Source organism: Limnohabitans sp. Jir61, from assembly GCF_003063545.1.
In the GTDB taxonomy this organism is placed as follows: domain Bacteria; phylum Pseudomonadota; class Gammaproteobacteria; order Burkholderiales; family Burkholderiaceae_C; genus Limnohabitans.
The window spans coordinates 162,314-177,085 of sequence record NZ_NESD01000004.1 but is presented as its reverse complement, the minus strand read 5'-3'; the positions used below and the strand labels follow the sequence as shown (position 1 = coordinate 177,085).

The following is a 14,772-nucleotide window of genomic DNA, read 5'->3' as shown; positions in this document are numbered from 1 at the left end:
GGCGCGGCAATCACCACAGAAAAAATGGTTGGCATTTAAGAAGCGTCGAAATGACCCTGTAGATCTTGGCTTGTGTTTGCTGCATTTGATGCAACTCATCATTTCACCTGTTCTTCCTGTGCCCTCGAAGGGAGAACCGTTTTTCTTGCTGCTATAGCGCAAGCCGTCGGATTTAATTTGCGTTGTTTCGTGTTTATGGTGGCTCATATCAGGCACTTAAAGTTTTTCTGAGACGTTTTTTTTCTGCATGCTTTAAAAGCACATAGGTGATTAATCCAATGAATGCAGATCCAACAACAAATCCACCATAGGCCACTGGCCATGGCGTTCCCTCGGTCATCATGGAGAACTCAGACATGCCACCCACACCCGCCAAAATATTGATAGGCATGAACACCACGCTGAAGACGGTGAGTTGATTCACGCGCTTGTTTTGGTTGATGTTGATGAAACCAATCGTCGCATCCATCAAGAAATTGATCTTGTCGAACAAGAAGGCTGTGTGGCTGTTTAAAGAATCGATGTTGCGAAGAATTTGCTTCGAATCTGATATTTGATCTTGTGTAAGCAAACGCCCGCGCATCAAGAAACTCAGGGCGCGTTGAGTATCCAAGATGTTGCTTCGGATTCGACCATTTTGATCTTCCTCTTCTGCAATGTCTGCCAAGATGCCAGCAGCTTCTTGGTCAGTGATGGCTTCACTCAAGACGTGACGGCCAACAACACCTAATTTGGCGTAGATGTTTTCTAGTGAATCAGCTGATACTTCTACATCAGCGCCATAAAGGTCGAGTAAGAGATCTACGCAATCTGTGACATAACCTGGCTGTGTCAATGCGCGACGACGTTGATGCCTAAATACCGATAGTTCTTCATTTCTTAGAGAAAACAAAATGCCGCCATGCAAAATAAATGCGACTGGAATACTTTTAGATTTGCCTTCGCGATCTAGCAGGAAGTTTGAATGCAGATGAATGTCGTCGTTTTCTTCGACATGAAAACGTGCACTGACCTCTAGGTCGGTAGCTTCAATCGGATCAGGTAGTTCAACACCAAAATGCGAACCTACAAAAATACGTTCGGCTTTTGACGAATTGATCAAGTCCACCCAAATTGGTTTAGCACCTTCTAAGTCTTTACGGCCTGCAATGGGTATATTTTTTAAGCGCCCGTCTACCAGCTCATAAACGTTAATCTTGCTCGATTCAAAGTCTGGCTGCCTTTCGCCAGCGATCGCGATACGACGTTCATCGGAGATCTCCCACAGCACGTCGTTTTCTCTTTCATTTGGAATCTTGCTCCATAACTTCAGGGCATCATCCAAGGGGAGGGCGTCTAAATAGCTTCCTAATTCGGTAGCGCTTTGTTTGGCAATGAAGTTGTGCAATTCTGCGTCGTGCTGTTTTTGTAAAAGAGTTTCTACAAAATCGTGTTTGTGCATTTGCTGACTATGAACCATGCCATCGACTAATTTTTGCTTGTTCAACATTTCGATCAAATTTTTAAGAGACATGGATTGGCCAAACTGTCGACGCTAGTTGAATATTAAAAAATTAATGATGCACTACCTTTTTGTAATTTATTAAATTTTTATGACTGGCGTGTGACGGCACACACATATTTCACACGAGATATCAGGGTTAGATATGTTGTGAGAACTTAATGATCAGCGCGGATAGCCAAATTCCCATGCATAACAAAATGCTCAGCAAGACTGCTGCGCTGCCTAAATCTTTGCAACGTTTAGAAAGATCGTGCCACTGTGGGCCAACACGATCGATGGCGGACTCGAGGCCCGTGTTTAAGAGTTCAACAATCAACACAAAAATGACCGATCCAGAAAGAAGTGAAATCTCAATCCAGTTGTTGCCTAAACAAAACGACAACGGAATCAAAGCGAACGCTAGGTATGCCTCTTGTTTGAAGGCAGTTTCATGCATGGCTGCTTGCAAGCCCTGCAATGAGTATCCAAAAGCATGAATAACTCGGTTGAGTCCAGTTCTTTGCTTTTGTAGGTTTTCATGAATTTCATTCATCGCATACAACTATAAGTATGGTTTATGACGTTGTTATGAAATAGCCATCTCAATAGTGTTCTGGCACGATCATGTCATCTGGCACTGGGTGGCGAATGTAATCAGGATTGCGAACCCGCTTGGGTAGTTGAACTTCTGGGTGTTCAATCTCGTGGTATTCGAAATGGTTCAGCAAGTGATGAATACAGTTGAGGCGCGCACTTTTTTTATCGACTGCTTGCACCACCCACCAAGGCGCTTCTGGAATGTGTGTGCGCTCAATCATGGTTTCTTTAGCCACGGTGTAGTCTTCCCAGCGACGACGGCTTTCTAAGTCCATTGGGCTGAGTTTCCATTGCTTGAGCGGATCGTGAATGCGACCCAAGAAGCGGGCGTGTTGCTCATCATCTGTGATCGAGAACCAATACTTGATCAGAGTGATGCCGCTACGCGCCAACATTTTTTCAAACTCGGGCACGGTGCGGAAAAATTCTTCGTATTCGTCGTCATTACAAAACCCCATGACGCGTTCCACACCTGCGCGGTTGTACCAACTGCGGTCAAACAACACAATTTCACCCGCTGCAGGCAAATGCGCTACGTAGCGCTGGAAATACCATTGTGTGCGTTCACGGTCATTCGGTGCTGGTAAGGCTGCAACGCGGCACACGCGTGGATTGAGGCGTTGTGTGATGCGCTTGATCACGCCACCTTTGCCTGCCGCATCACGACCTTCAAACAAGATCACTACTTTTTGTTTGGTAGCGACCACCCAGTCTTGCAACTTAACCAACTCGCCTTGCAAGCGCAGCAGTTCACGAAAGTATTTGACGCGATCGGTGTTGTCACCATCTTCGTCAATCGACATTTCTAACTCTTCATCCAGCGTATCTAGGATGTCATCGCGTAGGCGTTGAATTTGCTCTTCGTTGAGTTTGTGTTGATCTGTCATGGTCATTCCCTTTGGCATGAATCATCGTGTTGGACTGTTTCAACTTGATGACGGATGTCACTGAATATTCACATTACCCACTTATATTTTTTGAATTCCTTGGACTAGATACTCTCAAGAGGTGTTCTTATTACTTATCGTTTTGTTTCCTGTTTGGCACTTCTGGTTGTCTTGTCTGGTTGCGCCGTTCGTCCATTTGTGATCGATCAAACGGCTCAGGCTTTGTCAGGGCAGGGGATGTCAAGTGAAGATGATTTGCAACTTGCACGTGAGGCCAGTGCTTTTTATTTGAAATTTTCAGAGTCGGTACTCAAAGAAACGCCAGGTCATCTGAAGTTGGCTGAATCGGTATCAGCAGGTTTTGTGCAATATGCCTATGCCTTCGTGGCGTTTGATGCAGAAAAGATAGATGGCAAAAATCCAAAGGCTGCAGCTGAAATGCGTGAACGCGCTGCTCGCTTGTATGCGCGCGCGCATCGTCACGCCATGACGTCTCTCGAAAAAAGCGCACCCGGATTTAGCGAGGCTTTGAAGCAGGCCGATAGCAAGAAGCATCCCAAACTTCAAGCTAATCAAGTACCACTGGCTTATTGGGCGGCAGCATCCTTGGGCGGTTGGATATCCATGTCCAAGGATGACCCAGATTTAGTCGCTGACTTGCCGTTGTCTATGCGCTTGGCCGAACTTGCATGGCAAGTTCAACCCGATTACGGTCAAGGTGCTTTGGCTAGTCTGATGGGCACCTTAGAGGGTGCAAAAGTGGGTGGTTCTCGTCAAAAAGCGCAAGCCTACTTCGATCAAGCGATTGCGCTTGGAGATGGCCGCGAAGCAGGGCCATTTGTGGCCAAGGCAGAAGGTGTGGCCTTGCCAGCAGAGGATCGAAAGCAGTTTGAGTTGTTGCTCAAGCAAGCTATTGACATCAGTCAAAAGCATCGCAGTTTGCAAAACGAAGTGATGCGCGAGCGTGCGCAGTGGTTGCTCTCATCCGTAGATGAACTTTTTTGAAAGCATTGAATGTCTAAATTTTTGAAATCATGTTTGCAAGTGTGCGTGGGACTGGGTTTGTTGTGTGCTCAGACAGCGTCTTGGTCTGCGGACAAACAATTACGCTTTGGCACTTTGGCTCCAAAGAACTCGCTTTATCACCGTCAACTCATGGAGATTGGTGAGGCTTGGCGCACCGCACAAGGAGGCGCATCGAAGTTTGTGGTGTATCCAGATGGCAGCCAAGGCGGTGAGACCGAGATGGCACGTCGGATGCGCATTGGTCAATTGCAAGGTGCTTTACTTTCAGTGGTGGGTTTGCGTGAAATTGAGCCCTCTATTGCTGCATTGCAATCTATGCCCTTGTTGTTTAAGTCGTGGGAGGAGGTGGACTACGTTCGCGAAAAAATGCGTCCTGCGATGGAGAAAAAATTCCTAGATAAAGGTTTTGTGGTTTTGGCATGGGGCGATGCAGGTTGGGTGCGCTTCTTTTCCAAAGAGCCTGCCTTCAAACCAGATGACTATCAAAAGATGAAGTTTTTTGCATGGGGAGGCGAAGCCGACCAGCAAGAGATCATGAAGAGCATGGGCTATACACCTGTGCCACTAGAAACCAGCGATATCCTGCCATCCGTGCAAACCGGCATGATCAATGTGGTGCCATCTACGCCTTACTTTGCCTTGGCCAGTCAGATTTACACCATGTCGCCAAATATGTTGGAAATCAACTGGGCGCCCATTGTTGGCGCTTTGGTAGTGACCAAAAAGTCTTGGGACGAAATGACACCTGAAACGCAAGTTGCCGTACGTGCAGCCAGCGACAAAGCAGGCGTACAAATTCGTATCAAAGCCCGCCAAGAAGTTGAAGAGGCTGTAGAGGCCATGAAAAAACGCGGTTTGGTGGTGAATAAGCCTAACGCAGAACAAATGCGCGCATGGAACGACTTGGCTGACAAACTCTACCCACGTATTCGCGGCACATTGGTGCCCGCTGATACCTTTGATGAGGTGTTCCGTCACCTCAAGGCTTATCGCACAGGTAAGGGTAAGTGATGGGGCGTTTTCTCAAAGGCTTGATGCAGGCCGATACATCGTTGGCCTCGCTCGCACTGGTCTTCATGGCCTTGATTCCGTTGGTCGAAATTTTGTCACGTCCCATGATGGGTAAAGGCATTGAAAACGCCCCAGTGGTGGTCCAGCATTTGGGTTTGCTCATGGCTATGGCAGGTGCCATAGCAGCGGAGCGTTTTGGTCATCTCACCAGCTTGGGTGTTTTGGTGCCTCGCTTTTATGCTGTGGGGCAGTATGGCGCTGCAGTAGTGTGTGGTGTGTTGACCTGGGCGAGTGGACAACTGGTGCTCAGCGAAATGTCTGCTGAACAAATGCTGGCTTACGGCATGCCTGTGTGGTGGTTTGAAGCTGCCATGCCGATTGGCTTTGCATGCTTAGCGATGAAGCTAGGTGCGCGATGCGCACAACATATAGGCGTCAAGTTAGCGTGTGCTGTGACCGCTCCTATGTTGGGTATGTGGTTGGCCTTTAGATTTGATGGTGAAGCTTTGCCGCTGTTGCCTTGGGTCTTGGTTTTGGCATTGCTGTTGTCTTTTGGTGCCCCCATATTTGCCGTGTTAGGTGGTCTTGCTTTGGCCTTGTTTTGGCAAGAAGGCTTGCCGCTGGCTTCGATTGCCTTGTCGCATTACCAAATCACGGTCAACCCATCATTACCTGCGTTGCCCTTGTTCACCTTGGCTGGTTTGATTTTTGCAGGCACCGGCGCTGCGAAGCGTTTGGGTGCTGTATTTGTGGCCTTGTTCGGTGGTGGCAAAACTGGCACTGTGATCGCTGCAACTGTTCTGTGCTCTTGTTTTACTGCATTCACGGGTGGCAGCGGTGTGACGATTTTGGCCTTGGGCGGTTTGCTATTGCCTTTGCTGCAAGGCGTGGGCTATCCAGACCGTAAAGGCATCAGCTTGGTGACCAGTGCCAGTGCCTTGGGCGTGTTGTTGGCCCCATCAGTGCCACTCATCATGTACGCCATCATTGCGCGTGTACCCATCAACACCATGTTCATGGCAGGGGTGGTCCCCGCTGTGGTCATGGTGGTGTGTTTATTGATCTTTGGTGGCTATTTACGCCATGACAAAGCTGAGCAGGTGCCGCAAGCAAAGCCCTCATTCAGCAAGACGGCGCTGCGTGATGCCGCGTGGCACGCCAAATGGGAGCTGTTGGCACCTGTAGTGGCCATTGGGTCGCTCGGCAGTGGGTTTGCCACGCCAACGGAAAGCGCAGCACTTACCGCCATTTACGCTGTTGCGACCCAAGCCTTTGCGCATCGAGAATTAGATGCCAAAAAATTGGGTGAGTGTTTGTCACAGTGCGCCCAAATCATTGGTGGTGTGATGTTGATCTTGGGGATGGCTTTGGGATTGACCAACTACTTGGTTGATGCGGGCATCCCAGACTTGGCGACCGAATGGGTGCAAAGCGTCACGCAAAATAAATGGGTGTTCTTGCTGGCCTTGAACGTGTTCTTATTTGCTGCTGGTGCATTGATGGAAATCTATGCGGCCATTGTTGTGTTGGTGCCGTTGTTATTGCCACTTGCCACGAGCTATGGCATTGATCCTGTGCACTTTGGCATCATCTTTTTGGCGAATATGGAGATGGGATTTTTATGCCCTCCCGCAGGCATGAACATTTACTTTGCATCAGCCGTGTTCAAGCAACCCATACGCACCGTGGCAGCTTCGGTTGCTCCAGCTTTGGTCGCTATTTTTGTGGGCACCTTATTAATTTCGTGGCTACCAATACTCGCCACAGGTTTGCCCAGTTTGGTAGCGTCTTTTATGCGTTGAGCAGTTCAAGCTGGCTGCTGACGCTGCGATGAGACAAATGCGCCAAGGTCCTGCGTGAATGGCCGAGCGGCGATAGCAATTCACCAGCGTGCACCTTGGCATGAATACCCGTTGATGTCATCACTTGGTGCAATGATTGAACGAAACCAATTTCACCAATGAAAGCAGCCTTCAAACATAAATCACCAGTTTGAGGGTTGGTGTAACGAATCGCTAATGGTTGTACCTGAATGTGATGATTGATGGCCGCTTCAAATAAGTTGGCATGAAACAAGCTGACGGTGCTGCCTTCGCTGCTGGTGCCTTCAGGAAAACCTGCAACGCAGTAGCCGTTGTGTAGCGCACTCGATAAATCATCCACCATGCGTCGTGCCGAGCTAGGTGAGCCACGATCAACAAACACCACGCCGCACCCTGTGGCAATGCTGCCAACGATAGGCCAACTTCGCACCTCTGACTTCGCGACAAAGATGCTGGGCTGAATGGATTGAATGATCAACGCATCAACCCATGACACATGATTTGCCACCAACATGAGAGGCGAGGGCGATGTTTCGATTTGGGTGAGGGATGTTTCGTAAGTCACTCGTATGCCAAGAATTTCTAATGTGTGTCGAGACCACATTTTGATTTCTTCGAGTTTTCGCTCGCGGCTCAAGCGAGGAAATTTGATCCACAAAATCCAGAAGGCGCGGCCAAAGGCGTGTACGAGTCGTAGGTATTTGATCAGCATGATTGGCTAAGAAGGATAGAGGTGGTGTGTGACAAATTGGTGAAGGTTTTGCGTAATTTGTCACGAATATTTCATGCAATCTTCGCGGTTAATTCACATGCATTGATAAGAATTCTCGGCATTGATTCACTAAGGACCGACCATGAAAGAACTGCCAAACCCAACCATGCCTTTGTCGTTCATCGATGTACCTCGGGGGTCGCTTCATCGAAACGATCTTGACAATCAAAAAGTTTCTGTCTCCTTGCAAAAAACTGAAAGTCGCCCAGCCCTGATCGTTGAATGGGCCAAGCACCAAGACGAAGTACGGGAAGCACAGCGTCTACGCTATGACGTGTTTGCCACTGAAATGGGGGCACGTTTGAAAGACAGCATTCCAGGACATGACATCGATTTGTTTGATGACTTCTGTGAGCACTTGGTCATTCGCGACGATGTGACAGAGCAAGTCATCGGTACCTATCGCGTGTTGACACCGGCTCAAGCCAAACGCATTGGCAGTACCTATTCAGACTTGGAATTTGATCTGACCCGTTTGCGCCAATATCGCGAACGTATGGTTGAGTTGGGTCGCAGCTGCGTGCACCCTGAGCACCGCCACGGCGGCGTCATCATGGCCTTGTGGGGCGCACTGGCTGAGTTCATGGTGCGTAACAAGCTGGATGTGATGATCGGCTGTGCCAGTATCCCGATGCTGCACCAAGGTGTTGTCAGTGGTGAAGTGGCGGCCAGTATTTGGCACCAACTCAAGAAAACACATTTGGCTGGCATTGAAAACCAAGTCACGCCGCGTCTGGCTTTGCCCGTGGAGCAGTGGGAAGTGAACCCTGCGTTTGAGCCGCCTGCATTGATCAAAGGTTATTTGCGCTTAGGCGCAAAAGTGCTGGGTGCTCCTGCATGGGATCCCGACTTCAACACGGCTGACCTGCCCATGCTGATGAAGATCAATGACATGCCACCGCGTTACCGCAAACACTTCTTGGGTGCTTGATGCATTACAGAGCCATCTTCATTTCTGACCTGCATTTGGGTACTCCCGGCTGTCAAGCTGACGCTTTGTTGGACTTTTTGAAAGAGCACACCAGCGACTACTTGTACCTTGTAGGCGACATCATCGATGGTTGGCAATTACGTCGTCGTTGGTATTGGCCGCAAGCGCACAACGATGTGATTCAAAAATTGTTGCGTAAAGCACGCAAAGGCACACGTGTGATTTATGTGCCTGGCAACCACGATGAGTTTGCGCGTCACTTCTTAGACCACCATTTTGGGGGGATTGAAGTGGTAGATCAAGCTGTTCACAAAACTGCGGATGGTCGTCAGTTGTGGGTGATTCATGGCGACTATTTTGATGCCGTAGTGCAGCAAGCGAAATGGCTTGCCTATGTGGGTGACTATTTGTATGAGTTCACACTCAAGCTCAACCGCTACCTAAACAACATGCGTGGTCGTTTGGGTTTGCCTTATTGGTCTTTGTCTGCTTACCTCAAGCACAAGGTAAAGAAAGCGCTGAACTACGTCACTGACTTTGAGAATGCCGTGGCGCACGAAGCTGCGAAGCATGGTTATCAAGGTGTGGTGTGTGGCCACATTCATCGAGCAGAAATTCGCGATGTGAATGGCGTGTTGTATTGCAACGATGGTGATTGGGTAGAGAGTCGCAGTGCCTTGGTAGAAAACGAACAAGGTGAGTTGTCTTTGCTGTACTGGCAAACCGACCCCATCGTTGTAGAAAAACCAGAACTGGCAAAAGTAGCATGAAAATTGCACTGATCACAGACGCGTGGCGTCCTCAAATCAATGGTGTTGTGACCACTTTGGTTGAGCTGGTGGATCAGCTCAATGCCAAAGGTCATCTGGTGGAAGTGATTCATCCAGACCTGTTTAAAACACGTCCTTGTCCTGGTTATGCAGGCATTGATTTGGCCGTGAAGCCTTATTCGCAGTTGGCAAAACAGTTAGATGCGTTTCAACCTGATGTGATTCATGTGGCGACCGAGGGGCCATTAGGCTGGGCTGCACGCAAATATTGTTTGAAATATGAATTGCCGTTCACAACGGCATTTCATACGCGATTTCCTGAAGTACTCAAAGCGGCCTTGCACATTCCACTGTGGATTGGCTATGCGATATTTCGTCACTTTCACAAACCTTCGGCTGGCGTGATGGTGCCGACGCAAGGTGTGATGCGCTTGCTCGATGGTTGGGGCTTTAAAAATTTACGCAGTTGGACGCATGGTGTCGACATGCATTTGTTTGGCTATGCTGAAACTGTCACAAATCATCCGGATTTAGATGATTTGCCTCGCCCCATTGCTTTGTATGTTGGGCGTGTGTCCTATGAAAAAAATATTGATAGCTTTTTAGCTATGCCCTGGCACGGCAGCAAAGTGGTGTGTGGTGTTGGGCCACTCGAAAATGAGCTAAGAGACAAGTTTCACCATGTTCGCTGGTTGGGGGTGTTGCCTCGTGATGAATTAGCCCGTGTTTATGCGAGTGCCGATGTGTTCACTTTCCCGAGTCGCAATGAAACCTTTGGCTTGGTGATGCTCGAGGCGATGGCATGCGGTACACCTGTGGCTGCCTATCCAGTAGATGGTCCGCTTGAAGTTTTGCGGCCAGATGCAGAGTATCCGCATCACCGCAAAGGGGGCGTACTCCATGAAGACTTGGCTTATGCGAGTCTGGAAGCAGTGAAAATTTCTCGCTCAGAAGCACGAGCACAAGCGTTGACATTCAGTTGGGACGAATCAACGCGATTGTTCGAGCAACACTTGGTGCCAATTGAGCGTGCGATTCAAATAGGCGAAGAGGTTCATCCTTGAGTGCGCTGCATTTTTTATCCAATAGCCTCAGTGATCCAAGTTTTGAGGCCTACATGCGAGATACACATCGCTTCATGGATTACCTTGATGTCAAGGATGATTTGTTACCGAAATTGATTGAATCATTCAAAGAGTTCTCTAGCCTGCGTCACATACGATTCAACTGCAGCAATCGGTTCGAGGGAAGATACCCGGCCATTCGTATTCAATGCCCAGTCGGTTTTGTGCCTGATGTCATTGCAATCGAATTTCCGCACCGTCACGAGTCTTTCATCGTTAGGTTTGCCGAACAAGAAACGACAATTCAAGGGCTTGAAAATTTAGCCATGCATTTGCGCGTGATACTGACCATGGGTCTTGCACATTGGCAACCAACTTAGATTTATTTTTATAAATACTGATGACTCTTAGAGTCATTTTTTTTGCCTGAACGTCATTGAATTGACTTTTTTTCTTCTTATTCCTTTCATCATCTTCTGTAACGATGACCGCATTCAGGAGGAAATTTATGCGAGTCACAGTCATCGGTTCAGGTTATGTGGGTTTGGTCACAGGCGCTTGTTTGTCTGATCTTGGTTTCAAAGTGGTATGTCTTGACAAAGACGAAAACAAAGTCAAGATGTTGCAAGAGGGTGAGGTGCCTATCTATGAGCCGGGCTTGAAAGAACTTCTCTCACGCAACCGCTTGGATGGCAGAATTCGTTTCACTTCCGATGCGCAAGATGCGATAGATCACGGCGATATTTTGTTCATCGCAGTAGGTACTCCTGCACAAGAAGATGGCTCGGCCGATTTGGGTCATGTTCTGTCCGTCGCTGCCATGATTGGGCGTAACCTCAAAGATTTCAAACTCATTGTGAACAAATCAACTGTTCCCGTGGGCACGGCTGATCGGGTCCGTGATGCTGTCAAGCACGAGTTAATGCAACGAGGCATGGCAACAGAAATGTTTGATGTGGTGTCTAACCCAGAGTTCTTGAAAGAAGGCGCTGCGATTGACGACTTCATGCGCCCTGATCGAATCGTGGTGGGTGTCGATGCTGGTATTCATCATGAAAAAAGCCAGCGCATGATGGGTGACTTGTATGCCAGTTTTAACCGTCATCATTCGCGCACAGTTTGGATGGATGTGCGCAGTGCTGAACTCACCAAGTACGCAGCCAATGCTATGTTGGCCACACGTATTTCATTCATGAATGAAATTGCCAACTTAGCGGATGCCTTAGGTGCTGATGTAGATCAAATTCGTCGCGGCATAGGTGCTGACAAGCGCATTGGTTACAGTTTTTTATATGCAGGTTGTGGGTACGGTGGTAGCTGCTTTCCAAAAGACACACAAGCCTTGGTCAGTACGGCCATGGCGCATGGCCAGGAAATGCAAGTGGTTGCAGCAACTGAGCAAGTCAATGAGCGTCAAAAGACGTTGCTGGTTGATCGTTTGGTCGCGCGTTTAGGTAAGGATCTCACCGGTCGAAAAATTGCGATTTGGGGTTTGGCATTTAAACCCAATACCGATGACATGCGTGAAGCACCTAGCCGCGCGGTGATCAAAAGCTTGCTGCAGCATGGTGCCAAAGTCACAGCTTATGACCCTGTTGCAGGCCACGAGGCCATGGCTGCACTCAAGATCGATTTCGAAGGCCAAGAAGCACTGTTGAAGAATTTCACGCTTGTTGCCCATGACATGGATGCGTTGAAGGGCGTCGATGCTTTGTTGATCCTGACAGAGTGGAAGAATTTCCATAACCCAGATTTCCAAGCCATGAAGCTCAGCATGCGTACGCCGTACATCTTGGATGGTCGTAACTTGTATAACCCAGATGCTTTGGCAGACCTTGGCATCGCCTATCAAGGCATTGGCCGTCGCAACGAACTGATCAACCTCGCGGTAGATCCGATTTCTGAAAACGTGTTATCGCTGGATGCCTAAGGGTTTTTATTTCCTCATTGGTGCTCAGTTTGCTTCGGCACTTGCGGACAATGCACTGCTCATTTTAGGAATCTTTTTTTTAAAAGAGCAGGGATACCCTGGTTGGTGGGCACCACTGTTGAAGTTCTCTTTGACCTTGGCATATGTTGTTCTGGCATCTGTGGTGGGGCCTGTGGCCGATGCATTTCAAAAAAACCGTTTGATGGCCTATATGAATGCGCTCAAGATTTTGGGCGTGTTCGTCTTGTTGTCTGGCTTGCATCCTGTTTTTGCTTTTGCACTGATTGGTCTGGGTGCATCGGTGTATGCGCCTTCTAAATATGGGTTGGTCACAGAGTCAGTGCCACCGAGGTTGTTAGTTCGTGCAAATGCATGGCTTGAGGTCTCGGTAGTGCTCTCGGTAATTTTTGGCATTGCGTTAGGCGGTGCTTTGACAGGCTTGACCGAGGCTGGCACTTTGAAAGAGCTGACATTTGTTTTGTCATCGGTTGCATCCTTTGGGGTGCAGACTGAGACGCTCCCAGCATTGGTTGCGATCGTGGGTGTTTATGTAACGGCAGCAGTGCTGAACTTTGGGTTAAAGCCCATGGGTCAAAACGTGCGGCTATCACCCCTGTCATTGCACGCCATGAAGTTCACAACATTTTGGAAATCGAACCGTAAACTATGGCGAGACCCACTGGGTGGTGTGTCTTTGTATGTCACCACTCTGTATTGGGGGGTAGGCGCAGTGATGCAGTTTGCTGTTCTAGTGTGGGCCCAGCAAACACTTGGCATGACATTGAAAACTGGAGCTTACCTTCAAGCTTTGGTTGCAGTAGGCGTGATCGCAGGGGCTTTTTTCGCAGGCAGAAATTTCAAACTGCATTCAGCCCGTCAAGCGTTACCTTGGGGTTTGCTACTCGCGGTTTTGTTACCAGTGATCGTGATGGTCACTGACCTGTGGGTAGCAGTGCTGTTATTGCTGTGTATTGGCGTGTCGGGCGGCATGCTGCTTGTGCCCATGAATGCCTTGCTTCAACACCGTGGCATGCAAGTGCTCAGTGCAGGACGATCCATTGCTGTGCAAGGTTTTAATGAAAACTTGTGCGTGTTGTTGATGCTGACCGCCTACACCACCTTATTGGCTTTTGGGGTGCCCTTGGGCTTCATCATGCTGTTGGTGGCGACGTTGCTGGTGGCAGGCATTGCACCCTTGTGCCTGTTACTGTGGCGACAATTTCGATGATCTCAACACAGCATCCGTTGATGCTCTGTTGACTTCGGTTCAGTTCAGTTCAATGGCACGTTGAAAGATGGTTTCTACTTGGCAGGCAATTTCGTCCCAGCCTAAGTGTTCAATGCTGCTGCGGGTGTATTCGCGTGCTTGCTTCAGAATTGATGAATTTTTCGTGATTTCTAAGGCGCATTGGATGTAGCCTTGGCGATCATCGCAATGAGCCAGCCATCCATTGGTGTTATGCGTGATGAATTCACCTGCAGCTGCACAATCAAATGCCAGAACAGGCGTTGCACATGCCAGTGACTCCAGTGTGACGTTGCCAAAGGTTTCTGTCAGACTGGGAAAGAGTAAAAGGTCTGCACTGGCGTAGAGCGTGGCCAGTTGTTCGTGTGTACACATACCGACAAACAATGCATCGGGGCATTTGACTTCTGTGCTAGCGCGCATAGGGCCATCACCTGCAAAAACCATCTTTACATCACGACCTGCAGCTTTGAGTGCTTGGTAAGTTTGGATGCTCAGGTCTAGGTTCTTCTCGGCTGCTAAGCGCCCAACCGACAACAGCACCATGGTTTCGGGTTTGACGTGCCAGCTTTGACGCATGACGTCGCTGCGCTTATTGGGATGAAAGAGTTGTGTGTCGATACCGCGTGCCACCACTTTCAGGTTTTTAAAGCCCATGCCTTCGAGCTGATTTTTCATCTCAGTGGTGGGCACCATGGTGAATGCTGTGCGGTTGTGAAACTTGCGCAAATAAGCCACGATGGGTTTGGTCAACCACCCCACACCATAGTGTTGGCAATAGCTGTGAAAGTTGGTTCTGAAATCTGATGTGACTGGCAAGCGAAGCACGTGTGCAGCTTGCAAGGCAGACCAGCTCAGTGGTCCTTCGGTAGCGATATGTACCAAATCGGGGCGCCGCGTGCTCCATGCTTTGATGAGTGCTTTTTTGCTAGGTAGACCTAGCTTGAGTTGCGGATATCTTGGGATCGGTAAGCCACGCAACAGTAACTCAGTCCAGTTTGTTTCTTCAAGCCCCTCATCTTGTTTGTTTTGACGCGGACGAATGAGCTGAATCGAATGGTGACGATTGCCTAAATGATGAATAAGTTTAGACAGCGTGACGGCCACTCCGTTGACTTCTGGAGGCCATGTTTCTGTCACAACCGCAATCCTTAGCGATTGGTGCGCAGGTTCAAAATGTTCAACGGTGATGTCTGTGTTGCTGAGTGCTTCCATGGTTGACATGGTGTCGC

14 protein-coding genes are annotated in these 14,772 nt (G+C 48.8%); 9 read left to right on the top strand and 5 right to left on the bottom strand.

The annotated features are described in order from the left end of the window. Positions 1-208 precede the first annotated feature (208 nt). From B9Z35_RS12180 to ppk2, 3 genes are all read right to left on the bottom strand, one after another. Positions 209-1,513 (bottom strand): CorA family divalent cation transporter, encoded by a 1,305-nt coding sequence (locus B9Z35_RS12180; RefSeq protein WP_108283977.1) that lies wholly within the window; start codon positions 1,511-1,513, stop codon positions 209-211. Between the two features lie 127 nt (positions 1,514-1,640). Next, positions 1,641-2,036: a diacylglycerol kinase gene (locus B9Z35_RS12175; RefSeq protein WP_108283976.1), complete on the bottom strand. Its 396-nt coding sequence runs from the start codon at positions 2,034-2,036 to the stop codon at positions 1,641-1,643. Between the two features lie 49 nt (positions 2,037-2,085). Then, complete coding sequence (gene ppk2, locus B9Z35_RS12170) at positions 2,086-2,967, bottom strand: polyphosphate kinase 2 (protein WP_108284079.1); 882 nt, start codon at positions 2,965-2,967, stop codon at positions 2,086-2,088. A gap of 237 nt (positions 2,968-3,204) precedes the next feature. Here ppk2 and B9Z35_RS12165 point away from each other — a divergent pair, with 237 nt between their 5' ends. Genes B9Z35_RS12165 through B9Z35_RS12155 form a run of 3 tightly spaced genes read left to right on the top strand, consistent with a single transcriptional unit; the run spans position 3,205 to position 6,806 of the window. Further along, positions 3,205-3,972 (top strand): TRAP transporter TatT component family protein, encoded by a 768-nt coding sequence (locus B9Z35_RS12165; protein WP_108283975.1) that lies wholly within the window; start codon positions 3,205-3,207, stop codon positions 3,970-3,972. 9 nt (positions 3,973-3,981) lie between these two features. Next, positions 3,982-5,004 carry a TRAP transporter substrate-binding protein DctP gene (gene dctP, locus B9Z35_RS12160; protein ID WP_108283974.1) on the top strand — a complete coding sequence of 341 codons (1,023 nt, stop codon included), beginning with the start codon at positions 3,982-3,984 and terminating at the stop codon, positions 5,002-5,004. Next, positions 5,004-6,806, top strand: a complete 1,803-nt coding sequence (locus B9Z35_RS12155) for a TRAP transporter large permease subunit (protein ID WP_108283973.1) — start codon at positions 5,004-5,006, stop codon at positions 6,804-6,806. The genes dctP and B9Z35_RS12155 overlap by 1 nt, the downstream gene beginning before the upstream one ends. Here the strand turns inward: B9Z35_RS12155 and B9Z35_RS12150 are convergent. Then, positions 6,796-7,539 (bottom strand): 1-acyl-sn-glycerol-3-phosphate acyltransferase, encoded by a 744-nt coding sequence (locus tag B9Z35_RS12150; protein ID WP_108283972.1) that lies wholly within the window; start codon positions 7,537-7,539, stop codon positions 6,796-6,798. The two genes, B9Z35_RS12155 and B9Z35_RS12150, sit on opposite strands and share 11 nt — an antisense overlap. Positions 7,540-7,681: 142 nt before the next feature. Between B9Z35_RS12150 and B9Z35_RS12145 the strand changes: the two genes are divergently transcribed. The 6 genes from B9Z35_RS12145 to lplT all read left to right on the top strand — a co-directional run bounded on the left by B9Z35_RS12145 (position 7,682) and on the right by lplT (position 13,522). After that, positions 7,682-8,530 carry a GNAT family N-acetyltransferase gene (locus tag B9Z35_RS12145; protein ID WP_108283971.1) on the top strand — a complete coding sequence of 283 codons (849 nt, stop codon included), beginning with the start codon at positions 7,682-7,684 and terminating at the stop codon, positions 8,528-8,530. Further along, complete coding sequence (locus tag B9Z35_RS12140; RefSeq protein ID WP_108283970.1) at positions 8,530-9,300, top strand: UDP-2,3-diacylglucosamine diphosphatase; 771 nt, start codon at positions 8,530-8,532, stop codon at positions 9,298-9,300. The genes B9Z35_RS12145 and B9Z35_RS12140 overlap by 1 nt, the downstream gene beginning before the upstream one ends. After that, a complete protein-coding gene (locus B9Z35_RS12135; RefSeq protein WP_108283969.1) occupies positions 9,297-10,364 on the top strand; it encodes a glycosyltransferase family 1 protein in 1,068 nt (355 codons plus the stop codon). Before B9Z35_RS12140 ends, B9Z35_RS12135 begins: the two co-directional genes overlap by 4 nt. Before the next feature lie 74 nt (positions 10,365-10,438). Further along, a complete protein-coding gene (locus B9Z35_RS12130; RefSeq protein ID WP_108283968.1) occupies positions 10,439-10,744 on the top strand; it encodes a hypothetical protein in 306 nt (101 codons plus the stop codon). A 128-nt stretch (positions 10,745-10,872) separates the two neighbouring features. Then, complete coding sequence (locus tag B9Z35_RS12125) at positions 10,873-12,294, top strand: UDP-glucose/GDP-mannose dehydrogenase family protein (protein WP_108283967.1); 1,422 nt, start codon at positions 10,873-10,875, stop codon at positions 12,292-12,294. Beyond that, complete coding sequence (lplT, locus tag B9Z35_RS12120; protein ID WP_108283966.1) at positions 12,287-13,522, top strand: lysophospholipid transporter LplT; 1,236 nt, start codon at positions 12,287-12,289, stop codon at positions 13,520-13,522. Before B9Z35_RS12125 ends, lplT begins: the two co-directional genes overlap by 8 nt. 39 nt (positions 13,523-13,561) lie before the next feature. On the opposite strand, the gene B9Z35_RS12115 is transcribed toward lplT, so the two are convergent. Continuing rightward, positions 13,562-14,755, bottom strand: a complete 1,194-nt coding sequence (locus B9Z35_RS12115; RefSeq protein ID WP_108284078.1) for a glycosyltransferase family 1 protein — start codon at positions 14,753-14,755, stop codon at positions 13,562-13,564. Between the last annotated feature and the right edge of the window lie 17 nt (positions 14,756-14,772).

Bases quoted from the DNA above. Each gene is read 5' to 3' on its own strand.
- B9Z35_RS12180 (WP_108283977.1), bottom strand. From the start codon at position 1,513: ATGTCTCTTAAAAATTTGATCGAAATGTTGAACAAGCAAAAATTAGTC.
- B9Z35_RS12155 (WP_108283973.1), top strand. From the start codon at position 5,004: ATGGGGCGTTTTCTCAAAGGCTTGATGCAGGCCGATACATCGTTGGCC.
- B9Z35_RS12115 (WP_108284078.1), bottom strand. From the start codon at position 14,755: ATGGAAGCACTCAGCAACACAGACATCACCGTTGAACATTTTGAACCT.
- B9Z35_RS12125 (WP_108283967.1), top strand. From the start codon at position 10,873: ATGCGAGTCACAGTCATCGGTTCAGGTTATGTGGGTTTGGTCACAGGC.
- B9Z35_RS12130 (WP_108283968.1), top strand. From the start codon at position 10,439: ATGGATTACCTTGATGTCAAGGATGATTTGTTACCGAAATTGATTGAA.
- B9Z35_RS12140 (WP_108283970.1), top strand. From the start codon at position 8,530: ATGCATTACAGAGCCATCTTCATTTCTGACCTGCATTTGGGTACTCCC.
- B9Z35_RS12150 (WP_108283972.1), bottom strand. From the start codon at position 7,539: ATGCTGATCAAATACCTACGACTCGTACACGCCTTTGGCCGCGCCTTC.
- ppk2 (WP_108284079.1), bottom strand. From the start codon at position 2,967: ATGACAGATCAACACAAACTCAACGAAGAGCAAATTCAACGCCTACGC.
- lplT (WP_108283966.1), top strand. From the start codon at position 12,287: ATGCCTAAGGGTTTTTATTTCCTCATTGGTGCTCAGTTTGCTTCGGCA.
- B9Z35_RS12145 (WP_108283971.1), top strand. From the start codon at position 7,682: ATGAAAGAACTGCCAAACCCAACCATGCCTTTGTCGTTCATCGATGTA.
- B9Z35_RS12175 (WP_108283976.1), bottom strand. From the start codon at position 2,036: ATGAATGAAATTCATGAAAACCTACAAAAGCAAAGAACTGGACTCAAC.
- B9Z35_RS12135 (WP_108283969.1), top strand. From the start codon at position 9,297: ATGAAAATTGCACTGATCACAGACGCGTGGCGTCCTCAAATCAATGGT.
- dctP (WP_108283974.1), top strand. From the start codon at position 3,982: ATGTCTAAATTTTTGAAATCATGTTTGCAAGTGTGCGTGGGACTGGGT.
- B9Z35_RS12165 (WP_108283975.1), top strand. From the start codon at position 3,205: ATGTCAAGTGAAGATGATTTGCAACTTGCACGTGAGGCCAGTGCTTTT.